The sequence below is a fragment of the Bradyrhizobium murdochi genome (assembly GCF_000472965.1).
Lineage (GTDB): Bacteria > Pseudomonadota > Alphaproteobacteria > Rhizobiales > Xanthobacteraceae > Bradyrhizobium > Bradyrhizobium murdochi.
Genome location: NZ_AXAU01000002.1, coordinates 72,032 through 93,634, shown reverse-complemented (window position 1 = coordinate 93,634; position 21,603 = coordinate 72,032). Strand labels below are relative to the sequence as shown.

Genomic DNA, 21,603 nt, shown 5'->3' with positions numbered 1-21,603 from the left:
TACCGCCAAAGTCGGATGAGTGAGTGTAGCCATTGACAACCGGTCGACAGAAATCCGGAGGAGCCCGCGGGGAGCTGGATTCTGCGCTCGCGCAGTGTCGCTCGGCCTTCCTTGCCATCGCCGGCTTCAGCGCAATCCTCAATATTCTGGCGCTGACCGGCTCACTGTTCATGATGGAGGTCTATGACCGGGTTCTGCCGAGCCGGAGCGTGCCGACGCTGGTTGGCCTGCTTGTGCTGGCGCTGACTCTCTACGTCTTCCAGGGACTGATGGATGCTCTGCGCGGCAGGCTGCTGGTTCGGATCGGCATCCGGCTCGATCAGGAAATGTCGGATCGGGTCTATGCAACGGTAATGCGTTTGCCGATCCAGGCGCCGAAGCGTGGCGAGTCGATCCAGCCGCTGCGCGATCTGGACACGGTGCGCGCCTATCTGTCGGGCCCCGGACCAACGGCATTCTTCGATTTGCCCTGGGTGCCGCTCTATCTCGCGGTGTGCTTTGCCTTTCATTTCTGGATTGGCGTCACGGTGCTGGCGGGCGCGCTGATACTGGTTTCGTTGACGCTGCTGTCGGAGCTGCTGGCAAAGCAGTCGACGCTCGATGCCAATCGCATCGGTAACGAACGCGCGCGACTGGCGGAAACAAGCCGTCGAAATGCCGAAGCCTTGACCGCGCTCGGCATGGGCAGGTGGATCTCTGGTCGCTGGCAGTCATTGAACCGAAAATTCCTGTCCGGGCATGCCAAATCAAGCGATCTCGCTGCGGGCCTTGGCGCTACGGGGCGGTCGTTCCGGATGATGCTGCAGTCGGGCGTGCTTGCGGTCGGCGCCTACCTTGTGATCAATCAAGAGGCCACCGCCGGCGTCATCATTGCGTCCTCGATCCTTTCGGCGCGGGCGCTCGCACCGGTCGACCTCGCGATTGCTCACTGGCGCAGCTTCGTCGGCGCCAGGCAGGCCCGCGAGCGCCTGAACAAGCTGCTGGTACTGTTGCCGGAGCTGAGAACGCCGACGTCGCTGCCCAGACCGCAACGCGGGCTAACAGTCGACAATATCAGTGCGGCGCCGCCGGACGTTCAGCGGGCGGTCGTGCACGAGGTGACCTTTTCCCTTAAGGCCGGCAACGGGCTCGGAATCATCGGTCCCAGCGCCTCGGGAAAATCCTCGCTCGCCCGGGTTCTGGTCGGTCTGTGGACGCCGGCGCGCGGTACTGTCCGTCTCGACGGCGCGACGCTGGACCAATGGGTTCCGGATGATCTCGGACGGCACATTGGCTATCTGCCGCAGGACGTAGAGCTCATTGCGGGAACGGTTGCAGAGAACATTTCGCGGTTTGACCCCGGCGCCACGTCGGAGGCCATCATCGCTGCTGCGAAGGCTGCAGGGGTCCATGAACTCGTGCTTGCGCTGCCGCTGGGTTATGACACCGAAATGGGCGAGCAGGGCTCCGCGCTGTCGGCCGGGCAGCAACAGCGCATCGCGCTGGCGCGAGCGCTTTATGGCGATCCATTCCTGGTCGTCCTCGACGAGCCGAATTCCAATCTGGACGTGGAAGGGGACGAGGCGTTGACGCAGGCGATCCTCGGTGCCCGGGCACGGGGAGCGATCGTTGTCGTGGTGGCGCATCGGCCCAGCGCGCTGTCCGGAGTCGATCATGTGCTCGCGCTGAACGGTGGACGCCAGCAAGCATTTGGCCCCAAAGACGAGGTGCTTGCCAAGGTGCTGCGGCGCGATGCCGTTGTCAGCACGCCCAAGGTCGTCCAAGCCGTTCAAGGATGAACAATGTCCGACACGGAATTAATTGACGCGCGTCCGTCGATCAGACGGCATATCGTCTTTGGCCTGGCTGCGGTCATGCTCGTTGCCGGGGGCATTGGCGGATGGGCGGCGACCACGGAAATCGCAGGCGCCTTGATCGCGCCCGGAAGTGTTGTCGTGGAGTCCAACGCAAAGAAGGTTCAACACCCAACCGGCGGCGTCGTTGGCGAAATCGCAGTGACCAACGGGATGAGCGTAACGGCCGGCGATATCCTGGTCCGCCTCGATGAAACCATGACGCGGGCAAATCTGCAGATCGTGTCGAGGGCGCTGGATGAGATGACGTCGCGGCGCGCGCGATTGCGGGCCGAACGTGATGGTGCATCGGAAGTATCATGGCCGTCTGCGTTCAAAAGCCGTCGGCAGGATGAAAATATCATCGAATTGATGGCCGATGAGCAGCGTCTGTTCGAATTGCGCAGCAGCACCAGGCACGGTCAAAAACGCCAGCTCCGCGAGCGCATCGCTCAGCTTGACGAGGAAGCCAACGGAATTATCGCTCAGCAGGCGGCGAAATCGCAGGAACTGGCTTTGGTGAGCCAGGAACTGGAGGGGGTGCGGCAACTCTGGTCAAAGAATCTGATCCAGATCAATCGGCTGACGGCGCTCGAGCGCGATGCGGCGAGGCTCGAAGGCGAGCGCGCGCAATTGATCGCTGCAGCGGCGCAGGGACGAGGGAAGATGGCCGAGATCGAACTTCAGATCACCCAGATCGACCGCGAACTGGCGAGCGAGGTTGGCCGCGAACTGCGAGAGATCGATGGAAAGGCCAATGAGTACATGGAACGAAAGGTCGCCGCTGAAGATCAGTTGCGGCGGATCGACATCCGCGCCCCGATCTCGGGCACGGTTCACGAATTGAACGTTCACACCGTCGGCGGCGTCATCAGCGCAGGCGAACAACTGATGCTGATTGTGCCGGCGACCGATCGTTTGACGGTAGAGGCGAGGATCGCGCCACAAGATATCGACCAGGTGCGTGTCGGCCAGCTCGCATTTCTTCGGTTCTCTGCATTCAGCCAGCGCACCACGCCGGAAATAAATGGCACCGTCAGCCGCGTATCTGCCGATGTCACGACCGAACCCCGCACGGGTGCCACGTACTATACGGCGAGAATTGCAATCGAGCCGGCGGAAATTAGCCGGCTGGGCGATGTCAAGATGGTGCCGGGAATGCCGGTTGAGGCGTTCATCAAAACGAACGATCGAACCGTTGGATCCTATCTTACAAAACCGCTCTATGACCAGGTTGCGCGTGCATTTCGCGAACGTTAGAGACACGTCAACGCCTGTGCCGGGGCGATCGAAGCCGCGGCATGCTGCGAGAGCCCTACCAAATACATTGCCGACTTTCCTGACGCGAAGCTGACCAACCTCGTCAACGAGGTGCGTGCTCGCGAAAAAATCTGTCACAAATTTCAAAATGCGTTTTTCGCGCTCCGCTCGTTAAGCGCCGGAACCAAAGGTGCGCGTCGCGATTACTCCAAGCGCAAGCAACCCCGGGTTTGAGCAGTTCGAAAATACTCTCTGCTAACGAATGATCTTATTCTCTCCACGATTGATGGACAGAGTTATTGAGCGACGATGTCGCTTTCTGAAATCGGCCGTCATCGTGATCGTTCGCAACTCCGCACTGCCATTCGATCCAGTCTTCGCGGTTCGGTGTTCGGTCGAGTTATCCTGCATTGTTTCCGGTTGGGGCTGCGAAGAATGCTGATCGAAGCCCTGGCACCACGGACGTCGCATCAAGCAAATGGTCCGGTCGCGAGACCAAAGATTCTGATTGCCGACGAAGACCCGCGGACTTTGATCGCGCTGGAGGCGATCCTGGCGGCTCCCGATCGTGAGATCGTCCAGGCGCAATCCGGGTCGGAAGTGCTGAGCTGCGTCCACCAGAACGACGTTGCGGTTGTTGTTCTCGATGTTCGCATGCCTGACCTTGACGGGCTTCGATTGGCCGCGCGCATAAAGGCGGACCATTGCCCGTCGCGGGCTTCCATCGTTTTTGTCGCGGCTTGCGGTGACGACGAACTGAAGATCGCAAGTGACTATGCTGCCGGCGGGGTCGACTACGTCTTCAGACCGATCAATCCAACAGTTCTCCGCTCGAAGGTCGACATCCTCATCGATCTATATCGAAAGACCGAGCAGGTACGCTGGCTTGCCGAGCAGGAGAAGCGGTTGCTGCTGGAGAACCTGCGTATTCAGAAGGAAAAGATCGTTGCCGAACAGCGATTGCGTGATCGCGAGGAACACCAATCACTCGTACTGAAGTCGCTGCCGATTGCGTTATACACGGCAACCAGCGGGCCCGGTTTGCGACGTTTGCGGTTCACCCACGACAGCATCCGGCGTCTGTCGGGCTTTTCGAGTTCGGATTTCGTGAAGCAGCCGAATCTGTGGGAGGCCAGGCTCAACCCCGAAGAGCACGGCCGGGTAATTCAAGCGTTCGCGGGCATCGAAAAGGCCGGCTCCGTGAGCGTCGAGTACCGCTGGCGTTGCGCGGACGGGACTGAAAAGTACTTTTTTGATCATGCCGTCCTGAGCGAGGTTCGCAAGGACGGCAGCCGCGAGCTCTTTGGCTTCTGGCTCGACGTCAGCGACAGAAGATCCCTCGAGACGGATCTTCTGCACGCGAGCAAGCTGGAGGCAGTCGGCCGCCTAACCGGAGGGATCGTTCACGACTTCAGGAATATGCTGAGCGTGGTGATCAGCAACCTCGATCTGCTGCATCTACTCATTCGCGACAACGGAAGCGCCTGTCGCCGCCTCCGCTCGGCGCTCGAAGGGGCGCAGACTTGCGCCGAGTTGACGGGCCGCCTGCTCGCCTTCGTGCGTCGCCGCTCGATCGAGACCGATGTTGTCGACGTGATCGAAACCGTCGAGTCGATCAGGGATCTGCTGGTGTGCGCGCTTGGCGCCAACATTCAGATCCGCACGAGCTACGACAAGGACTGCTGGCCCGTTTACGTCGATCGGCCGCAGCTCGAAGCTGCCATCGTCAATCTGGCGATTAATGCGCGCGATGCGATGCCCGATGGCGGCCAACTGAACCTTTGCGTGGAGAATATTTGTCGTGCGGATGACCGAGATCGCGAGGATCCGGCGACGCGGGAATATGTCCGCATTGTCGTGAGCGATACCGGTGTCGGCATGTTGGCCGAGGTTGCGGAGCAAATCTTCGAGCCATTCTTCACCACAAAGAACGGTGGAAAGGGTAGTGGCCTCGGGCTCAGTATGGTCAGGCATTTCGCTAGGCAGTCGAACGGTAACGTAACGGTTCGAAGCGCTCCCGGCAGTGGAACTCAAGTCTGTCTCGATCTTCCACGGGCGCGATTGGAGGCTCCACCTCAAATCGAATCGGCGTTGTTTGATCTGTCCGCATGACAGGTACCCGCTACAAGCATGCGAACGGATTTCGCCGCGGTGTCTTCATTAGGACGTCATTCAAAAGAGGTTCAACGCACCTGAAATGCTGAATGCGCACGTTCGCGAAGCGGCCTCACAAGCAACAGCCGCATCGCCTTCCAAACGATGCCCGTTCGGTTACGGCTGCGTGCTCGCTTGTCGAAACGGTTGAGGCCGGCGCGGCGGTCGCCTTGGGAGGGCAATGGATGCGGGTGCTCCTGGTCGAGGACGAGCCGAAGGTCGCCGCTGTCATCTCCGATATCCTGAAACTGCACGGCTTCACTGCGGATTCGGTCGGCACTTTGGAGGACGCGTCGGAATCCGTCGCAGTGGTGACCTATGACGCGATCCTTCTGGATCGCAAACTGCCGGACGGCGATGGACTCCATTGGCTTCGCCACCGGCGGCGGTCGGGATGGCCGGTGCCTGCGCTGATCTTGACGGCGGAAATGGACAGCGTCGACGATCGTGTCGAAGGCCTGAACGGGGGCGCCGACGACTACATCCTCAAGCCGGTCAACATGGATGAGCTGATCGCGCGGTTGCGCGCCGTGTTGCGGCGACCCTCCACCGCGTTTGGACCAGTGATGCGCGCGGGCAATGTCGAATTCGATCCTGCCGGACGGCAAGTGTGGATCAACGGCGTCTCGGTCAAGGTGCCGCGGCGCGAGATCTGCCTGCTTGAGGTGTTGATGCGCAGGTTCGGACGCGTGGTTCCAAAGGCCGCTCTGGAAGAGAGCCTGTTCAGCTATGACAATGAGGTTTCTTCCAATGCGCTGGAAGTCGGCATCTACCGGCTGAGGACGCACCTTTCGAAATCGGGAGCAACGGTTTCGATCAGAACGGACCGCGGCATCGGTTACATTCTCGAACTCTCACGGCCCGCCGTTTCCGACGCGACGCATGCAGGCGGCAAGAGCTCGGAAGTTTCCCGAGCCTGATGTGATGGTAACGATTCACTTCGATGACACGAGCGTGGCATCAAAGAGGCGGCTTGATGTAAGTGTGTCGTACCGACCACATGTTGTTTCATTTGCAACGTCTGATGCGCGTCGTGTGCTGACCGCGCTGCAGCAGGTGAATAGAATAAGCCAGGCAATCCGAAGCTCCACGCACTTCACTCAGTCGGGATCTTGGAGAGTGCGCCTGAAGCTCAACCGAGCACCAGGATTCAAAGTCGACCTCACGATGCCCTGTACTGCGTAATTCCGAAAAGGCCGGCGACAAGTGCCGTTGAAGCTTCAACCAACAAGACCCTGGATATTGTTGCTGTGCGTTCTCGTTGGCGCTTCCGGCAGTAACGTGTTGGCGGCTGAACAGCCGTCCGTGCGTATGGTTCCTTTGCGCAAGGCGGCGATGCAGGATACGACGACCGGTGCGGCCGATCGTGGCCAAATTCGTCTGGATGTGGCGCGCGGCCAGACCATACGGCTATCGCAGCCGGCGAAGACGATCTTTGTCGCCGATCCCGCCATTGCCGATATCCAGACACCTTCCAACGACGCGGCCTTTATCTTCGGGAAGAAGCCCGGTCGAACGAGCTTCTTCGCGCTCGACGACAACCAGCAGGCGATCGCCGAGTACGAAGTTGTCGTTACCCAGCCGATCAAGGACCTGCGCGAAATGCTCCGCAACGAGGTCGGCGATTATGCGATCCAGGTGTCCTACACGCCGAACGGTGCGGTGTTGAGCGGCACCGTGCCCAGTGCCGATGTTGCGGAAAGCGCAAAATCGATCACAGCGCAATTCCTGGGACAGGGGGCCATCATCACCAACAAGCTGCGTGTGGCTGGCGCTTTGCAGGTTAATCTCCAGGTACGGGTCGCGGAAGTGGCCAGAAACGCCGCCAAGGAGTTCGGTTTCAATCTCAACGCGACGGCCGAGACGGGAGGTTTCCGCTTCGGTCTCGTGAATGGCCGAACTGCCGTTGGTCCGACGGGACAACTTGTCCGATCGCCAACGGGAGCCGGCTCTGCCTTTGTCGGATTTAGCGCTGGAGGTACGAACATCTCCGCTGTGCTTGACGCGCTCGCAGCCGAGGGTCTGGTCTCCATTCTGGCGGAACCGAACCTCACCGCGGTCTCCGGCGAGCCTGCAAGCTTTCTAGCGGGCGGCGAGTTTCCGATACCGGTCGCCCAGGGGCTGGATCGCTTCAGCGTCGAATTCAAGCGTTTCGGCGTCAGCCTTGAATTCATCCCAACCGTCCTTGCCGGCGAAATGATCAGCGTTCGAGTCAAGCCCGAAGTCAGTGACATTTCGAGTCACGGTCAGGTTCAGATCAATGGCTTTACCATTCCAGCCCTTGCGACGCGGCGTGCCGATACGGTCGTTGAACTCGCGAGCGGACAAAGCTTTGCGATCGGCGGCCTAATCCGCAAGGGCTTCAGCACCAACATCTCGGCGTTTCCCTGGCTAGGCGATATCCCGGTGCTCGGCGCGCTATTCCGCTCGAGCAACTTCCAGAAGGACGAAACCGAACTCGTCATCATCGTCACGCCTTACATCGTGCGGCCCGCTATCAGTGCGACACGCGTCCAGGCGCCGACCGACCGTGTCGCGCCACCCTCCGACGTCGATCGCGTTTTGCTGAACAGGGTTGGGTCACCGCCGCCGGGACGTCAGGCGCCGAAGGCGAAAGTTACGCGACCGCTCCAAGATGGCTTTATTCTCGAATGACGAGGGGAATCCGGATGCGCACGACCATGATGTTCCTGGCCGTCGGCCTGTTCGCGCCGCTGCTTTCGGCCTGTCATGCCTATGTCGAGACGCCGCCAGCCGCCCTGGTCGAGCCCGCGCCGCATATCCTTCTGCTCTCCAGCGGCTCACGTGGTGCGCTGACATCGGCAGACCAGCGCCGTCTGGAAGACTTCATATACACTGCCAGCTCTGGCCGGCTCGATGCCATCCATGTGCACGTCATCGGGATCGATCCGCGCGCACGCTACGCGGTTAGGCGAAGCACCATCCGCATGGGCGTCACGCCCTTCAAGGTAAAGGAAGTCAACGAGCCGGCCGACGAGCGCTTTCGCTTCGCGATCCGCGTCGTTGCCGTGCGCTACACAGCACTTGCGCCGGTATGTCCATCGCTGGAGATCACGGCGTCGCCGAATGAAAATCATTTCGAGCCGACGCTCGGCTGCTCGAATCTTTCGAATCTCGCCGCCACGGTCAACGACCCGAAGGATCTGCTGGAGAGTTCCGCGGTGCCTCCGTCCGATGGCGAGCGCGCGGCTATTCCGGTGACGCGCCATCGCACGTTTAGCGGCAATTCAGTTCTCACCCCACAGACAGCCGGACGTGGTGCCGTTCTCGTCAACGTTCCCCCTTCCAACCCGGCGACGCCTGCCGGTGGCGCAGGCGGCGCGCCCGCCCAGTAGCGTAGTCTACGGCCGAGCAGTTGTGCCGCGGATCTGATATCCTGCGCCGCGAGTGCTGGTCTATACTCTCACTCGGATGCGCGTTAGGGCATCTTGATGTGTTACGTGCGCAGCAATGAACCAAACGATTATTGTTCGTTTTCGCGGGAGCGATCATGAATAAGGGTCTTCTGGTGACGATTCTTGTGACTCTCACCGGTACGGCGGCGGCTGCGCAGGCTCCCACCAAAGACGCGCTCATCGCCCGCGCGAAATCATTCGAACTCGATACGCCCTATGTGCCGCCGCCAGGCGACCCCTTGACGCATCATGCCGCCGGATATGTGAAGGTCATGTGCTCCGCTGTATTCATGACCGGCCTAGCGCCCGATTTCGCGGCCGGCAATGTTGGGTTTTTCACGGCGCCCTACGGACAGCGCGCGAAGCTCGGCAAGCCGGTCATCGATCGCGCCAACAAGGCGGTCCACGTCACGCTCCCTAGCGGCGTGACGCGGACGGCCAAACATCTCGGGAGCCAGGGTTGCGTCACGTTCCCGATCGGCGAGAGCGCCATCAATTTCAAGCCGGTCGCCGTCAAGAGCCGATTGCCCGATCCTGCGACCCAAATGTGGCCCATGGGCGACATGCTGCCGCAGGAGCCGCTGCCGACAGAGATCGACGCCGACAAACTCAAAGCTGCCGTGAATGCCGCGTTCCAGCCGGCCGAAGGGTTGACCGCAGCGTTCGTTGTGACGTGGAAAGGCCGCCTCATTGCCGAGCGCTACGCGCAAGGTGTTACGGCGCAGACACCGCTCGAAAGCTGGTCCATGGGCAAGAGCGTCACGGCAGCGCTCTTTGGCATTCTGGTCAAAGACGGCGTCTATGATTTGGACCAGCCGGCACCGATTCCCGAATGGCAAACACCAGGCGACCCGCGCGCCAAAATACGCATTGCGGATCTCCTTCACATGTCGAGCGGGCTTCGGATCAGGGCGCCCCTAGACCCGGATTATAACCCAACGGGGCCTTACCCGGATCACGTCTATCTTTATACCGGCGGCATCGATTCCTTTCACTACGCGGCGACACGGCCATTGCAATGGCCTCCCAACACGGTCGGACGCTATCGCAACACCGATCCGGTCCTGATCAACTATCTGATCCGGCTCGCTGTCGAAAAACGCGGCGACGAATATCTCTCATTTCCTCAGCGGGCGCTGTTCGACAAGCTCGGCATCCGTACCATGGTGATCGAAACTGATCCGTTCGGAAATTTTCTAGGGCAAGGTTATGGGGTTGGCTCCGGGCGCGATTGGGCGCGGCTTGGCAATCTCTATCTTCAGGAGGGCGTTTGGAACGGTGAGCGCATTCTCCCAGAGGGCTACACCACATTCGTCAGCACGCCTGCGCCCGCCTGGGCCGCAGACAATCGGCCGATCTATGGAGCTTTTTTCTGGCTCAACGGCGATGGGCAATATCCAGTCCCGCGCGATGCCTACTACATGGCGGGCGCTGGCGGGCAAACCACGCTGATCATTCCCTCGCACGATCTCGTCGTCGTGCGTCTCGGGCACTATCGGGGCCAATCTTACGCCGCTTCAGGCTTCAGCAAAGCGCTCGCGCTGTTGATCGAGGCGGTGCCAAAAGCACAAAAGGCCCGGGCCCCTGAGCTTGGCAACAGAGGGCACGACGGGCCAAGCGAGAAGGGCAAAAATATTGAAAATCGTGTCAACGAGGCTATCGGGAAATGAGACGTGCCAATCATGCTGACCAGTCCGCTCTCGATGAAATAGGAGACATTTGATCAGCCGGACAGGATTTCGCCTCTTCAAAGCAGACCTCTCGTGCCGACAATTGTCCAGCGTCAACCCTCTCGATCTGAGTAAAGTCGATAGGCCGTACTTGTTCTCTTGCCTCTCTCGGCAATCTCTGATTGTATGTACCAGGGACTAAGGGCTTGATTGATGCGCATTATCGGTACTGTTTTGGCGATTGCTTTTGTTTGGCTTCAATGTACTGACGTGGTTGCAGCGAGAAAACAAACTCTGCCTGCTGATTACGTGGCGGAGCTTGTGCGAAGGTTGGACATAAGCAAAGTCTACCCATACCGGGCAGACACTGATTGCCGGGTACGAACGGCTTTAGTCAGATTCAATTTTGATAAGGATGGGGCATTGACTTTCGTTCGCGTCGTCAAGAGCAGCGGATTGCCCGATTTTGACAGAGCGGCAGTCATGACTGTTCAACGCGCCCAGCCATTTCCTCCTCGCCCCGCAGGAGTTTCAAAGAGCAGCTTCGGCCTACCGCTCGTGTTGAATCCCCTTCATCGTAGGGATGGGATTCCAAGCGCTTGCCAGTTGCGCCAAGCTCAATCCGCGCAATTAGGGCGCGGTGCGAACTGAGTAAGGCGCGCCCCGCATGATTGAGCGTTGTCCGCTAGTGGTCCTTTTCGGACCAGGCGCGATGTCCGACTTGAGTCCGTAGTGCGCACCAAGGCGGACGTCCGCCAACGTCTATGAATTTGTGAGTTCGTTCACGCCTTAGACAAGGCCGGCGGCCAGCATCACGCGGGCCACGCGTTCGAACTGCTGATTTGCGATGGCGCTGCCAAGCCGCGGCTTGCGCCGCAGGCTGCGCGCGAGTGCCGCTTCCGGGACCACGGGAATGTTGGCAGAGGTCGCAATATCCAGAAGCGATCGAACGGCAGCGCCTCTCGCGCGGCAAACCACGATAGGCACCGATGTTTCGCCCCTGATATAGCGAAGGCCGATCACCACGCCATCGCCGCGCACGAACAGCGTGGCATGACGCGGACCGATCGCGGGTTCCTGGGCCTGCTGCTCGCGTTGGCGCCGGCGCGCACTGCGCACCAGCGGATTGCCCTCCTGATCCTGCAGCTCGCGCTTGCTTTCCGTGATCGTCATGCGCATCTCGCGCAGGAACAGCCAGCGCTGAAGCAGAATGTCAATCAAGCCGGTTGTCAGGAGGAAGGCAATGCCGATGCCGAGCAGCAACTGCGCCATGCTGCCGAAAACGAAGCCGATGCAGCCTTCGCCGCAGATCGGCAGCCGGACTAGCGTGTTCAGCGTGCCTGCCAACACGATGACGAAGGTGGATCCGAGCAGAACGCCCTTAACGACGGTCTTGGCAAGCTCAATCCAGTTCCTGAGAGCGAAGATGCGTTTGAATCCGGTGAACGGATTGATGTGTTCCAGATCCGGGGTCATCGGCGTCAGCGAGAACAGAAGGCCGCGATTAATGATGAGGTTGGCAAGTATTGCAGCCGCGACAGCGACCGTCAGCAGCGGCACAACCGTTCGCCAGCACAAAGCGATCAGCGCCGCGCCCAGTTGCGGCAGGGCTACCTGAAACGGTTCGTTTTGCATACCAACGGCGAGCAGCAGGGCGTCCCGCCAAAGGCCAACGATACTCGCCGAGAACGCCCACAGATACGCGATCGCCGCCACCGCGCCGACCGCGCTGACAAAATCGTGGCTGTGAGATATCTGTCCCTTCTTGCGCGCGTCCTGAAGCTTCTTCGTCGAAGGCGGGAGCGATTTTTGCTCACTGGCATCGCTCATTGCAGGAACCGCTCGAGTTGACTCTTGACGCCGTGCGTGCCTGCCAGCTCGTCCCGCATATAGTTCATGAGATATGTCGCGTAGATGCCGATGAAGACCACGAACACCACGTTCTTCAGGGTTGGCGGTAGGTCGTATGCGTTCAGTTGTGGGGCGGAGCGGCCGATCAGCATCACCGACAGATCGAGCAGCAGGAACAGTGCGATGACCGGGCCGCCGACCAGCAGCGCGTAGCCGAGGATGTGATCGAGGGCCTTGGCAATCGAAAGGGCGTTGTCGAGCGTGAGCCTGGGCGTAAAGCTCGTCACTGGCCAGATCGCGTAGCTGTCGTAGAGAGTGCCGGCCACAATGCGCAGGCCATCCGCGGCGACGAAGACGGCGATCGCGCTGATGCCGAGAAACAGGCTCAGCGACGACGCTTGCGACCGCGTTGCAGGATCGAACGCCTCCTCGTTGGTCACACCACGCTGCTCGTCGACCAACTCGCCCACCGCCTGGACGGCCCAGAACGGCACGCCGAACATGAAGCCGATGAGCCCGCCCACCATCAATTCCTTCATCGCGATCAAAACAAGTTGGGCGTTCTGGTGCGGCCCCAGCGCGCCGATGCTGTCGGTCACGTGCCACATTACGGGAAGGCCCAGGGCGAGCGCAAAGCCCGACCGGATGACGCCGCCGAGCTCGGCCCTGGTGAACACCGGGAATACCAGGGCGATTCCCAAGGTCCGCATCGCGGCGATGCCCAGGCCGAGCAAAGCCATCAACGCGCCGTCAATGAACTGCTGAAAATCCGCCGATGAGAGCAGTGACGTCATCGCGGTCGACTATCCCTCACAGACGCGTGGTGAGCGCAGGAAATTCCGTGAACAGGCGCCGGGCATGATCGATCAGGGGGCCGGCAAGCAGCGGAGAAAGCAGGCCGAGTACGGCGACGACAACAAGCAGCTTGACGGTCTGCGGCAGCGTCTGGTCCTGGACCTGCGTGGCGGCCTGCAGGATGCCGACGATCAGCCCGGCCACCAGCGCTGCCAGCAATGGCGGCAACGTCAGCACGAGAAACAGGCTGAGCGATGTGCTCATGTGCGTCAGAATGCTGGCTTCTTCCATGAGCGTCCTCCGCTATTGCGCATAACTCAGGACGAGCCCGTGCATCAGCCGCGACCAGCCGTCGATCGCAATGAACAGGAACAGCTTGAACGGAACTGAAATCACCGTCGGCGATACCAGCGACATGCCCATTGCCATCAGGATGGTCGTGACCACGAGATCGATGGTGATGAATGGAAGATAGAGCAGAAATCCGATCTCGAAGGCGCGCTTGAGTTCGGCGAGCAGAAAGGAAGGCGCAAGAATTGAAATGTCGTCCTCGCTCGCGCGATTACGCATGTCGGCCGGCCATACGCGTTCGGTGGCGGTAAGAAAGAATTGCCGCTCTTCCGGTCTGGTAAAGCGCTTTAGATAGTCACGCACCGGCTCCTGGGCGCGCTTCACCGCGACGCCCCAATCATCGAACGTCCTGTACTGCAGGGTAGGATCGTTCAATTGCCCGTAGACCTGCTCGATGATGGGGGAGCTGATATAGACGGTGAGGATCAGCGCGGCGCCATACAGGACGATGTTCGGAGGCACTTGCTGGGCGCCGAGCGCGTTGCGGACGAGGAACAGCACGACCGAGATCTTCAGGAATGAGGTCGTCGTCACGACGACGAAGACCAGCAATCCCAGGCCGAAGGTGATCGCGATAAGCGCAAGTATGCCGGGCTGTATGTCAGCCATGGTCGAACAGGCGAATAAGGCGAACGCCGAGACCATCACCCACACGCACGATCTCGCCGCGGCCGATGCGCCGTCCGTTGGCGACGATGTCGACGGGGTCATCCGGCGAACGTGCGAGCGGAAATACATAGCCGGGCGTTATCGTGCGGAGTTGCTCCAGTTCGACGGTCTGTCGACCCAGCTCGAACGTCAACTGAACTTCGAGATCGCCGAGATCATCCATCTCGACGACGCCGGATGTGCCTTTGCCATCCATCGCATTGATCTCCTGAATCGACTTGCTGTGCTGAAGCACGGATTGAACACGCGCTCCGTTTTGTTCCAGGCGCGCGATCGCCTGATATCGATGCCCAAACGTGAGAGCAACTTCGCCGCGCTCGAATGGAAGTTCGTCCGGTATCAGCACGTCGCCATGGTGCAGGTCTTGCAGCATGCGCACCGGCAGCCGTACGGCGCCTGCGCCCAAGATAGTGATGATGGGCACGAACGTCTGTGCCAACGGTAATCTTGCCGGCGCAACATGCTGGAACAGCTTGACGAAGTTCTCGATGACGTGACCGTCGAACTCAAGCGCAAGCTCGAGGGGATCGCCATCCATCGTGCCGCGGAAGGCAAGCCAGCGCGACTGCCGACCAGGCCTTGGGAGGTCGCCGGCCGCGCGGCGGCACGATGACCGAAGCGCGAGCGGCGTGCCGGTGGACATCTCGATTTTCGCGAACAGCGGAGCCAGCGCAAGCTCCATAAGCAGCGACAGAGCCGGATCGCTCGGCGGATCGTCGGAAAGCTCCGGCTGAATTCGCTCCAGCAGGTGGCGCACGGGTGCGAAGGCAAGCGTAGCGATTGCTTGAGCGTCTCCCCAGCTCAGGATCGCTTCGAAACGATCGTCTGCCGTGGCGGCAGGCGCGGACGCATAGGTGGGCGACAGGTCAAATTCGATCGACAGGCCTTCGATGGAGCCCCTGAACGGCGCGCGTCGGACGGAACAAGCGTTCAGGACGGGTAAATCCGGCAGTTCGCACAGCATCCGCGGTTGCCATGGCGTGACGCCGGTCTTCTGCGGCTGCTCTCGGTGGGTCGCAAGCGCTCCGTGGGCACTCATCACGGCCATTCACTCCGGCCGCCGGGTCTATTCACATGCCGAATGCTGCTCTGTTCTTCCGTATCCAGTTCGTCGATCAGTTCCATGTGAGAACGGAAGGCATCCTCAAGCTTGCTCTGCAGCAGGCGCGCTTTCTTGACTTCGCGAAACCGCGCGCGGTACTCAGCCGTGGACCGCAGCAACTCGCTCTCGCAGCGCGCGAGCGCCGCGCTCGCCGTCTCCGCGAGACGGCTTGCGCCTTCCACCGCTGCGCCCAATCGGGTCAGCTCGTCATGCCGCCGATACAGCATGTCGATCGTAACGCGCGCGGTGGATGCGAGATCGCGGTAGTAACGCTGTTCACCAAGGCACCGGTCGTTCTCAGCGGAAGCAAGCGCGGTCGCCGCCGCCTCGTTAGCCGAGCGTGCCCCGTCGCGCGCCGCGGCATCCGCCTGCATGAGGCGGCAAGCCTGCTGCTCGCGCAGCATGCGATAATGCGACAGCGCGCGCATATGGCTCAAGAGGCGAGGCGTGCCATCCATCGTCTGGTTTCCTCGAAGGTTGTCCGCTCGTCGGCCGGCTGCCTCAGGAACGATCGAATGTTGTCGATCTTCGCGACGGCCTCGTCGGCCACTTTGTCGGCTCCTTGCTTGTACTCGCCGACCTGGATCAGGAACTCGATTTCCGCGTAGCGGGCGAGCAGGGCGCGCAGCTTGCCGGCCTCTATGCCATGTTCGCGGGAAACCACCGCCTCCATCAGCCGGCTGCGGCTTGCGAGGATGTCGATGGCCGGGAAGTGGCCCGAGCTCGCGAGCGTGCGCGATAGAACAATGTGGCCGTCGAGGATGCCCCGCGTCTCTTCGGCGATCGGATCGCCGGTGCCGTCGCCTTCGACCAGAACGGTGTAGAAGGCGGTCACCGAGCCGCGCTCACCCATGCCTGCGCGCTCGATCAATTGCGGCAGGGTCGCGAAGATGGATGGCGGGAAGCCGCGGCGGGTGGGTGGTTCACCTGCGGCCAGGCCAATTTCGCGTGCCGCGCGAGCAAAGCGGGTGATGCTGTCGATCAAGAGCAGGACGCGGCGCCCGCTGTCGCGGAAATGTTCGGCGATCGCCGTTGCCGCATAGGCCGCCTTGAGCCGTTCGATCGGCGACCTGTCCGATGTGGCGACGACGAGGACGGCCCGCTTCAACCCCGCTTCGCCAAGCTGCCGTGTGATGAACTCCCGCACCTCGCGTCCGCGTTCGCCGATCAAGCCGATCACTGCGACATCGGCGTCCGCATTCTTGACGATTTGAGCGAGCAGCCAGGATTTGCCGCTTCCCGGCTCTCCGTAGATGCCGACGCGCTGGCCTTCGCCGCAACTGAGCAGCCCATCAATCGCACGCAATCCGACGCTGAATGAACGATCAATCATCTGCCGCGTGAGCGGATTGGGGGCCGGACCATGCAGGGAACGGACGTTCTCGCGGCGGTTGATCGGCGCACCGCCGTCAAGGGCACGCCCGAGGCTGTCGATGACGCGTCCGAGAAGGGCCTCGCCAACCGGTGTCGTCATGGTCTGGCCGGTCGGTATCACCTCGCTGCGCATCGACAGCCCATGCAGTCCGCCGATCGGCGTGAGCAGCACGCCCTTGCTGGTGAAGCCCACGACCTCGGCATTGATCGAGTGTCCGGCCTGGGCGTCCGCTATCGTGCACAGTTCGCCGATGCGGACATTGGGCACGACGGCGTGAACGAGCGTGCCGACTGCCTTGGTGACGCGGCCCCGGACCGGCCGGGTGTCAATCTGTTTGACGGCGTCATGCAGCCGCGGCAGGTGCGACGCAAAGCGAATGGATAACCGTTCCTCTGTCATGAGGCGTGCTGTCCATTGCTGCCGGCGATCTCGATCGCACTCAGCCGCTGCTGCAGGTCGTTCCGCAGCGCCCGGCTCTGCGCGGCCAGACCGATCTCGATGTTGCCGGCCTGCGTCACGATCAGACAGTCGCCGCGTTCGATGCCGGCGTCAGCCTCGACGCGCAGCAAGCGCGCGTCGCAGCAGCCGTCCTCGTCAAGCGAGCGGCGCAGCGGCTCGACCATCTCGGGCGCAACACGCAGGCATATCTCCGACCCTGCCAGCGTCGTCACTGCCTGATGGACGGCCCGCGTCACGAACTCGACCTCGTCGAATGTGCCGAGAATGTGCTCGACGATGACCATGATCATGGACGGAACAGCACGCTCGATTTCACTGAGATAGCGCGTGGCTTCTCCGGCCAGGTTGGCAGCGAGTTGCGCGGCCTCACGGCTCCCCGCCTCGCGACCCTCAAGAAACCCCCGCCGTCTTTCCTGCTCGTAGGCAGCCTGAGCCAGCTCCTGCATCGATTTCAGATATTGGTGGGCTGCATCGACCGCGCGCGCCGCCTCGCGCCAATGGTTGAACTCCTCAGCTCGCACGACGGGGCCGCATGGCTTCAATCTGGGACGTGCCGGCGGCTCAGTCGGAGGCATGCATCGACTCGTCGAGTTCTGACAGCACAGGATCAATCAGGCCGAGCGCCAGTCTCCGCTGCGCATCGCTCCATTCGGAAGACTCAGCGCTTTCAGGCGGCAGCCGGACACACAGTTGCTGTCGCATTGGCTGCGGAAAGGACGAAAACCAGACGCCGAGGCACGCATATCCAGCGTGCGCGATTCTTTCAGCCAAAGTAGCGGGCGCAACGGAACGCAGTGCGGGCGCGACGCCCTCGCGGTGCAAACCGAATGCATGGGCGCGCTGCCCGATTTGAGCGACCAGATCGGCGACGTCGCGGCCGCGGATCATTTGCCGAAGCGACCGGGCGTGCCAGGCAGCGCCGGCCAGCGACGACGCCTGCTTCAGATCGACCTGGAAGAGACGTTCGAATGTCGTTCGCCGGTTCGTCAACGCAATCGCATCGTCTGCGGGCATATCGCCCGGACCGTCGACCTCCGGCTGGATCAGCAATGGCGCAATTCGGGCATGCAGACGAGGACAGCCCTGCAGGCGGCCGATAACAGCGTCGGAGAGCCGGCCGTCGAGCGTATCAGCCAGTCTTCGCGGATGAGCGGCGAGAACGAGCCGCGTGGCATCAAGCGGAGCCATTTCCTTCCATTCGGAACGTAGGGTCGATTCGGTTGACATGAAGTCCTTTGCCGGAAGCGCCAACCTCAGGCAGCGCGCTGCGCGACCGCCTGATCGACGCCACGATCATTCGAGGAGAGACTCTTGATTCTTGGTGGATCATCGCGGGCGGTGCCGGACGCTGGCGACGAACCACCGCGCTGTCGTTCCTGGCGGCGACCGAGCCAGAAGGCCAGCGCCCCGGTCAGGAGCAGCGCAACCACGCCTGCGAGGGAAAGGTAGAGCGCTTGAGACGAACCAGCCGGCCGGGCTGCCATCAGTCCGGCTTGAGTTGCTGCGCCGACCGTGGTTGGCGCCGCGACGTCAATGGAAGGACGTTCCACCGGAACGAGCACAACCGACACCTTCTCATAGGACAGCCCCTCGATGCTGTTCGCCACCAGCATCTTGACGTGGGGCAGCAACGATTTCAGCGGTGCGCGCGCATCGTGACGAATGAACACCGACGCGGAGGACGGCGTCGTATCCTGACGCAACAGGTCGTTCTTTGGAAGAACAACGTGAATTCTGGCGGAAAGAACGCCATCGATATCGGAGATCGTGCGCGACAGCTCTTCGCTCAGCGCGTAGATAAAGCGCGCGCGCTCCTCCGTCGGTGACGAGATCAAGCCGCTGCTCTTGAAGACCTCGCCCATGTTGGTGAACGTCCTGCGCGGCAAGCCGTTTGCCTTGAGAAGCTCGATCGCTTGCGGGAGCTGGTTCTCTGCGACGCTGATCTGACTGGTGCCGTCCTTGGCGAACGAGCGCTCGGCGGAAATGCCGTATTTGTGCAGGAGCGCGATCATGTTGTTGGCTTCGCGCTCGTCCAGCTTGGAATAAAGCTCCGTCTGGCATCCTGCCAGAGTACAAAACACGACCGCGAGCACGACCAGTTTCACCACGGCACGGACGGCGATCATATGGGTCTCCGCTTGAGGTAGGGAATATCCAAGCCGCTGCTCACGCCGAGGACATCAGTTTGTTCATCGAAGTGGTGAAGGCGCCGGTGCTCTTCGTCATCAAGCCGACCTGAATGGATTGCTGATAGACCTGTTCGAAGTTGCGAAGCATGACGTTGAAGGCGTCATCCGACCTGATCGCACCGTTCAGCGGCGCAGCGGCGGGCCCGCGCGGAAGTCCAGCGCCCGCGAGTGCGACCGGCGAAGCATCGGTTGCGGAATGGGTATTCGCCGTGCGCAGCCGCTGATCGCCGCGATGGAGTGTTTCCAGCCGATCCAGCACGTGGTGTCCCAGTCCGTCCTGTGGATTTCTCGGCAATGACGTCAACGGATACTCTCGCACGGCCGCCACACGTGTGGCCTCGTGCCTGCTTTCCTGCGCGCGCGCCGCTGCATGGGATGTGGCCACATTGCTCGGTTCCGACGAAGTGTTTGCGACCACCCGCGAAAATGTACCCGCTGCATCGCCAGCCGGCGCGGCGCTTCCAGACAGGGGCGCCGTGGTGGAAACCGCACCATTGATAGCCGCCAGCGGATCGAAGGACATGTTTTCGCCTCGGCTTGATGTTCGAGAAGCTGCTCTTGCATTTGCATGCGGTGAGGGAAGGCTATTGAGGCTAGCTGACCGGAAAGTGACGAGATCGTCGCCGCTGTTCCGAACCTAGTGTCATCGATTCGATATGTGTGTCGGATAACGATCGAGGAGACGGCTTGCAGAACGACGGATATATGACGCCAAGAACGGTGCCCGAGCAGAGTTCCAGCGCCGCGCGCGACAAGGGGCGTGGTTTTGTTGCACGCCTCGTTGCGGCGAGCTTTGTTATTGCGGGCTTGAGCGTCTCGGCGTCGCTGCTGTTGTCTTCGAGAGCGCTTGCCGCGCACCTCAAACTGCCGGACACGACCTATACGTACACGGTTATCAACCAGGATCTGTCGGCGGCGCTTCTGGAGTTTGGCAGCAACCTCAATATCAAGGTCAATGTGAGCCAGGAGATCCGCGGCCGTATTCAAGGCCGACTCCCTGACCTTGCGCCGCTAGCCTTCCTGAACAGGCTGGCCTCACTCTATAATCTTGAGTGGTACTTTGACGGACAGGTGCTGCATGTCACCTCGGCCCGCGAATCGCAAAGCAGGTTGCTTGTTCCCGGTCCGGTATCCTTTGAACAGCTTGCGTCGACGCTTGCGGCGTTCGAAGTCGCCGACGAGCGCTATGCGGTGAGGCCGGCCCCTAATACGCAGCTTGTTTTGGTGACGGGGCCGCCGCGATTCGTGGCATTGGTCGAGCAGACCCTCAATGGGTTGATCGCCGAGGAGCAAGCCCGCCCGAAGCCCGCGGGCGTGCGAGTGGAATCGTCGCCTCCGCAGGATACGTTCCTGACCGTTTTTCGCGGTTCTCAGACCACTATCCTTCGTAACGGACGATTGGAGGCGACCTTCGGCCCGAACGAATCCTCAGGCACGTCGGCCGGACGCGAGCAGCCTGGTGGACGTGACGGCGATCCCGGCAGCCCCAACCGCCGCTAAAGTCCGCGCTGAGCGGTTGTCCACATCCTCTATTTCTCCTCCTCAAAAAGCCGACCTCTCGTCAGCTTCCCGAAAGCTGACGCTCATAGCGTGTGCGCCATGAGGTCTGTTGCGAAAAGAAAATCGCAAGACGCCTCATCGGTCGGCTGCGGTGACCCATAGCCCGATCGCATTCAACTCCGCGTATCGCGCCGGCCAAACCGGTTGTCGCGCCACGAGATGAACGAAGGAGAATTCGTCATGGGTGTACTCGGAGCGATTGGTCAGATCGCGGGAGGCATTTTCGGCGGTCCTGTCGGCAGCATGGTCGGCGGAGCCGTTGGCGGCGCGATCGAAGGCAATGGCGGCGGAGAGTCGCAAGCCTTCGAGGCGGAACTGCAGAAGGCCATCGGCATGATGTCGGTGCAGCCGCTCATGGACATCATGGATATGGGCCGGGAAGCGCTTGAGGAAGAAGAGGATTCTTAAGGTTGGAGCGTCGTTCGTGAAGAACATGCGCTCGATGAGGTGCGATTCGAACACAAGGCTTCAGGTTGCCGCCTCTGCGGCAGCCTGATGGACGTCGCGTCGTGGCTCGACAGCAATCGGAGGCTATGGCGTGACGAAGACGGCAAAAACATCCAGGACATCAACGACAGGAGATGAACAATGGGCGGAGTACTTGGTGGTGTCGGCAACGTCGTGAACGCGGCGGCGGGTGCCGTCGCTGGCGGCGGTAATGGCGGCGGCGGCGCGGCCGGCGGCGATTTCCAGGCCATGATGGACCAGCTCAAGCAGACGTATCAGGAATCCATGCAGAAGAGCATGGAGCTGCGTCGCCTGCAGGTCGACCAGAACACGCAGAAGAAAGTGGCCGACGAGCGCGTTCAGTAATCGTCTGCTCAGACATCGCGGTGCGCGCTCCATGGCGCGCACCGCGCACTCGTTTTTAATCCGAGCCCGCCTCGGAACCGCCTTGCAGAACGCGGGGCGTCCAGCCA

At 61.2% G+C, this 21,603-nt stretch carries 22 protein-coding genes; 12 read left to right on the top strand and 10 right to left on the bottom strand.

Annotated elements, in window-relative coordinates; all coding sequences use genetic code 11:
* The first annotated feature begins 32 nt into the window (after positions 1–32).
* The 8 genes from YUO_RS0107995 (at position 33) to YUO_RS48885 (ending at position 10,983) form a co-directional block, all read left to right on the top strand.
* On the top strand, positions 33–1,778 hold the full coding sequence (locus tag YUO_RS0107995; RefSeq protein WP_028346784.1) for a type I secretion system permease/ATPase: 1,746 nt from the start codon (positions 33–35) through the stop codon (positions 1,776–1,778).
* 3 nt (positions 1,779–1,781) lie between these two features.
* A complete protein-coding gene (locus tag YUO_RS0107990) occupies positions 1,782–3,092 on the top strand; it encodes an HlyD family type I secretion periplasmic adaptor subunit (RefSeq protein ID WP_028346783.1) in 1,311 nt (436 codons plus the stop codon).
* A gap of 435 nt (positions 3,093–3,527) precedes the next feature.
* Positions 3,528–5,204, top strand: a complete 1,677-nt coding sequence (locus YUO_RS40150) for an ATP-binding protein (protein WP_051379310.1) — start codon at positions 3,528–3,530, stop codon at positions 5,202–5,204.
* A gap of 227 nt (positions 5,205–5,431) precedes the next feature.
* Complete coding sequence (locus YUO_RS0107980) at positions 5,432–6,166, top strand: response regulator transcription factor (protein ID WP_028346782.1); 735 nt, start codon at positions 5,432–5,434, stop codon at positions 6,164–6,166.
* Positions 6,167–6,557: 391 nt separating this feature from the next.
* On the top strand, positions 6,558–7,901 hold the full coding sequence (locus YUO_RS40145) for a type II and III secretion system protein family protein (RefSeq protein WP_051379309.1): 1,344 nt from the start codon (positions 6,558–6,560) through the stop codon (positions 7,899–7,901).
* A 14-nt stretch (positions 7,902–7,915) separates the two neighbouring features.
* Entirely contained in the window at positions 7,916–8,602 is a 687-nt protein-coding gene (locus tag YUO_RS43690) for a CpaD family pilus assembly lipoprotein (RefSeq protein ID WP_051379308.1), read from the top strand.
* Between the two features lie 614 nt (positions 8,603–9,216).
* Positions 9,217–10,332, top strand: a complete 1,116-nt coding sequence (locus YUO_RS40135) for a serine hydrolase domain-containing protein (protein WP_198028004.1) — start codon at positions 9,217–9,219, stop codon at positions 10,330–10,332.
* Between the two features lie 213 nt (positions 10,333–10,545).
* Positions 10,546–10,983 carry an energy transducer TonB gene (locus YUO_RS48885; protein ID WP_083754519.1) on the top strand — a complete coding sequence of 146 codons (438 nt, stop codon included), beginning with the start codon at positions 10,546–10,548 and terminating at the stop codon, positions 10,981–10,983.
* A 138-nt stretch (positions 10,984–11,121) separates the two neighbouring features.
* Here YUO_RS48885 and YUO_RS0107960 read toward each other — a convergent pair whose 3' ends face one another.
* The 8 genes from YUO_RS0107960 to sctL all read right to left on the bottom strand — a co-directional run bounded on the left by YUO_RS0107960 (position 11,122) and on the right by sctL (position 17,509).
* A complete protein-coding gene (locus tag YUO_RS0107960; protein ID WP_028346781.1) occupies positions 11,122–12,162 on the bottom strand; it encodes an EscU/YscU/HrcU family type III secretion system export apparatus switch protein in 1,041 nt (346 codons plus the stop codon).
* Positions 12,159–12,977, bottom strand: coding sequence for a type III secretion system export apparatus subunit SctT (gene sctT / locus YUO_RS0107955; RefSeq protein WP_028346780.1), 819 nt, complete (start codon positions 12,975–12,977; stop codon positions 12,159–12,161). Before sctT ends, YUO_RS0107960 begins: the two co-directional genes overlap by 4 nt.
* A 16-nt stretch (positions 12,978–12,993) precedes the next feature.
* A complete protein-coding gene (locus YUO_RS0107950; protein WP_028346779.1) occupies positions 12,994–13,269 on the bottom strand; it encodes an EscS/YscS/HrcS family type III secretion system export apparatus protein in 276 nt (91 codons plus the stop codon).
* Positions 13,270–13,281: 12 nt separating this feature from the next.
* Positions 13,282–13,938, bottom strand: a complete 657-nt coding sequence (gene sctR, locus YUO_RS0107945; protein WP_028346778.1) for a type III secretion system export apparatus subunit SctR — start codon at positions 13,936–13,938, stop codon at positions 13,282–13,284.
* Complete coding sequence (sctQ, locus tag YUO_RS0107940) at positions 13,931–14,962, bottom strand: type III secretion system cytoplasmic ring protein SctQ (RefSeq protein ID WP_198028003.1); 1,032 nt, start codon at positions 14,960–14,962, stop codon at positions 13,931–13,933. Before sctQ ends, sctR begins: the two co-directional genes overlap by 8 nt.
* Positions 14,963–15,036: 74 nt before the next feature.
* On the bottom strand, positions 15,037–15,528 hold the full coding sequence (locus YUO_RS0107935; RefSeq protein WP_028346776.1) for a hypothetical protein: 492 nt from the start codon (positions 15,526–15,528) through the stop codon (positions 15,037–15,039).
* Between the two features lie 5 nt (positions 15,529–15,533).
* Positions 15,534–16,874 (bottom strand): type III secretion system ATPase SctN, encoded by a 1,341-nt coding sequence (sctN, locus tag YUO_RS0107930; protein WP_028346775.1) that lies wholly within the window; start codon positions 16,872–16,874, stop codon positions 15,534–15,536.
* Entirely contained in the window at positions 16,871–17,509 is a 639-nt protein-coding gene (sctL, locus tag YUO_RS0107925; RefSeq protein WP_083754518.1) for a type III secretion system stator protein SctL, read from the bottom strand. Before sctL ends, sctN begins: the two co-directional genes overlap by 4 nt.
* Before the next feature lie 115 nt (positions 17,510–17,624).
* Here sctL and YUO_RS46075 point away from each other — a divergent pair, with 115 nt between their 5' ends.
* The gene (locus YUO_RS46075) at positions 17,625–18,143 is read left to right on the top strand and encodes a hypothetical protein (protein WP_156908544.1); all 519 of its coding nucleotides are present in this window, start codon (positions 17,625–17,627) and stop codon (positions 18,141–18,143) included.
* A gap of 44 nt (positions 18,144–18,187) precedes the next feature.
* Here the strand turns inward: YUO_RS46075 and sctJ are convergent, their stop codons facing one another.
* Complete coding sequence (gene sctJ, locus YUO_RS40130; protein WP_051379307.1) at positions 18,188–19,060, bottom strand: type III secretion system inner membrane ring lipoprotein SctJ; 873 nt, start codon at positions 19,058–19,060, stop codon at positions 18,188–18,190.
* Between the two features lie 40 nt (positions 19,061–19,100).
* On the bottom strand, positions 19,101–19,646 hold the full coding sequence (locus YUO_RS0107910; RefSeq protein ID WP_028346772.1) for a nodulation protein NolB: 546 nt from the start codon (positions 19,644–19,646) through the stop codon (positions 19,101–19,103).
* A 164-nt stretch (positions 19,647–19,810) separates the two neighbouring features.
* Between YUO_RS0107910 and YUO_RS40125 the strand changes: the two genes are divergently transcribed.
* From YUO_RS40125 to YUO_RS40120, 3 genes are all read left to right on the top strand, one after another.
* The gene (locus tag YUO_RS40125; RefSeq protein WP_198028002.1) at positions 19,811–20,623 is read left to right on the top strand and encodes a secretin N-terminal domain-containing protein; all 813 of its coding nucleotides are present in this window, start codon (positions 19,811–19,813) and stop codon (positions 20,621–20,623) included.
* 240 nt (positions 20,624–20,863) lie between these two features.
* Positions 20,864–21,091, top strand: a complete 228-nt coding sequence (locus YUO_RS0107900) for a hypothetical protein (protein WP_156908543.1) — start codon at positions 20,864–20,866, stop codon at positions 21,089–21,091.
* Between the two features lie 180 nt (positions 21,092–21,271).
* Positions 21,272–21,496 (top strand): hypothetical protein, encoded by a 225-nt coding sequence (locus YUO_RS40120; RefSeq protein WP_035726292.1) that lies wholly within the window; start codon positions 21,272–21,274, stop codon positions 21,494–21,496.
* Positions 21,497–21,603: the final 107 nt, after the last annotated feature.

Bases quoted from the DNA above. Each gene is read 5' to 3' on its own strand.
- YUO_RS0107990 (WP_028346783.1), top strand. From the start codon at position 1,782: ATGTCCGACACGGAATTAATTGACGCGCGTCCGTCGATCAGACGGCAT.
- YUO_RS40150 (WP_051379310.1), top strand. From the start codon at position 3,528: ATGCTGATCGAAGCCCTGGCACCACGGACGTCGCATCAAGCAAATGGT.
- YUO_RS0107980 (WP_028346782.1), top strand. From the start codon at position 5,432: ATGCGGGTGCTCCTGGTCGAGGACGAGCCGAAGGTCGCCGCTGTCATC.
- YUO_RS40145 (WP_051379309.1), top strand. From the start codon at position 6,558: ATGGTTCCTTTGCGCAAGGCGGCGATGCAGGATACGACGACCGGTGCG.
- YUO_RS43690 (WP_051379308.1), top strand. From the start codon at position 7,916: ATGCGCACGACCATGATGTTCCTGGCCGTCGGCCTGTTCGCGCCGCTG.
- YUO_RS40135 (WP_198028004.1), top strand. From the start codon at position 9,217: ATGGGCGACATGCTGCCGCAGGAGCCGCTGCCGACAGAGATCGACGCC.
- YUO_RS48885 (WP_083754519.1), top strand. From the start codon at position 10,546: ATGCGCATTATCGGTACTGTTTTGGCGATTGCTTTTGTTTGGCTTCAA.
- YUO_RS0107960 (WP_028346781.1), bottom strand. From the start codon at position 12,162: ATGAGCGATGCCAGTGAGCAAAAATCGCTCCCGCCTTCGACGAAGAAG.
- sctT (WP_028346780.1), bottom strand. From the start codon at position 12,977: ATGACGTCACTGCTCTCATCGGCGGATTTTCAGCAGTTCATTGACGGC.
- YUO_RS0107950 (WP_028346779.1), bottom strand. From the start codon at position 13,269: ATGGAAGAAGCCAGCATTCTGACGCACATGAGCACATCGCTCAGCCTG.
- sctR (WP_028346778.1), bottom strand. From the start codon at position 13,938: ATGGCTGACATACAGCCCGGCATACTTGCGCTTATCGCGATCACCTTC.
- sctQ (WP_198028003.1), bottom strand. From the start codon at position 14,962: ATGCTGTGCGAACTGCCGGATTTACCCGTCCTGAACGCTTGTTCCGTC.
- YUO_RS0107935 (WP_028346776.1), bottom strand. From the start codon at position 15,528: ATGCGCGCGCTGTCGCATTATCGCATGCTGCGCGAGCAGCAGGCTTGC.
- sctN (WP_028346775.1), bottom strand. From the start codon at position 16,874: ATGACAGAGGAACGGTTATCCATTCGCTTTGCGTCGCACCTGCCGCGG.
- sctL (WP_083754518.1), bottom strand. From the start codon at position 17,509: ATGCCTCCGACTGAGCCGCCGGCACGTCCCAGATTGAAGCCATGCGGC.
- sctJ (WP_051379307.1), bottom strand. From the start codon at position 19,060: ATGATCGCCGTCCGTGCCGTGGTGAAACTGGTCGTGCTCGCGGTCGTG.
- YUO_RS0107910 (WP_028346772.1), bottom strand. From the start codon at position 19,646: ATGTCCTTCGATCCGCTGGCGGCTATCAATGGTGCGGTTTCCACCACG.
- YUO_RS0107900 (WP_156908543.1), top strand. From the start codon at position 20,864: ATGGGTGTACTCGGAGCGATTGGTCAGATCGCGGGAGGCATTTTCGGC.
- YUO_RS40120 (WP_035726292.1), top strand. From the start codon at position 21,272: ATGGGCGGAGTACTTGGTGGTGTCGGCAACGTCGTGAACGCGGCGGCG.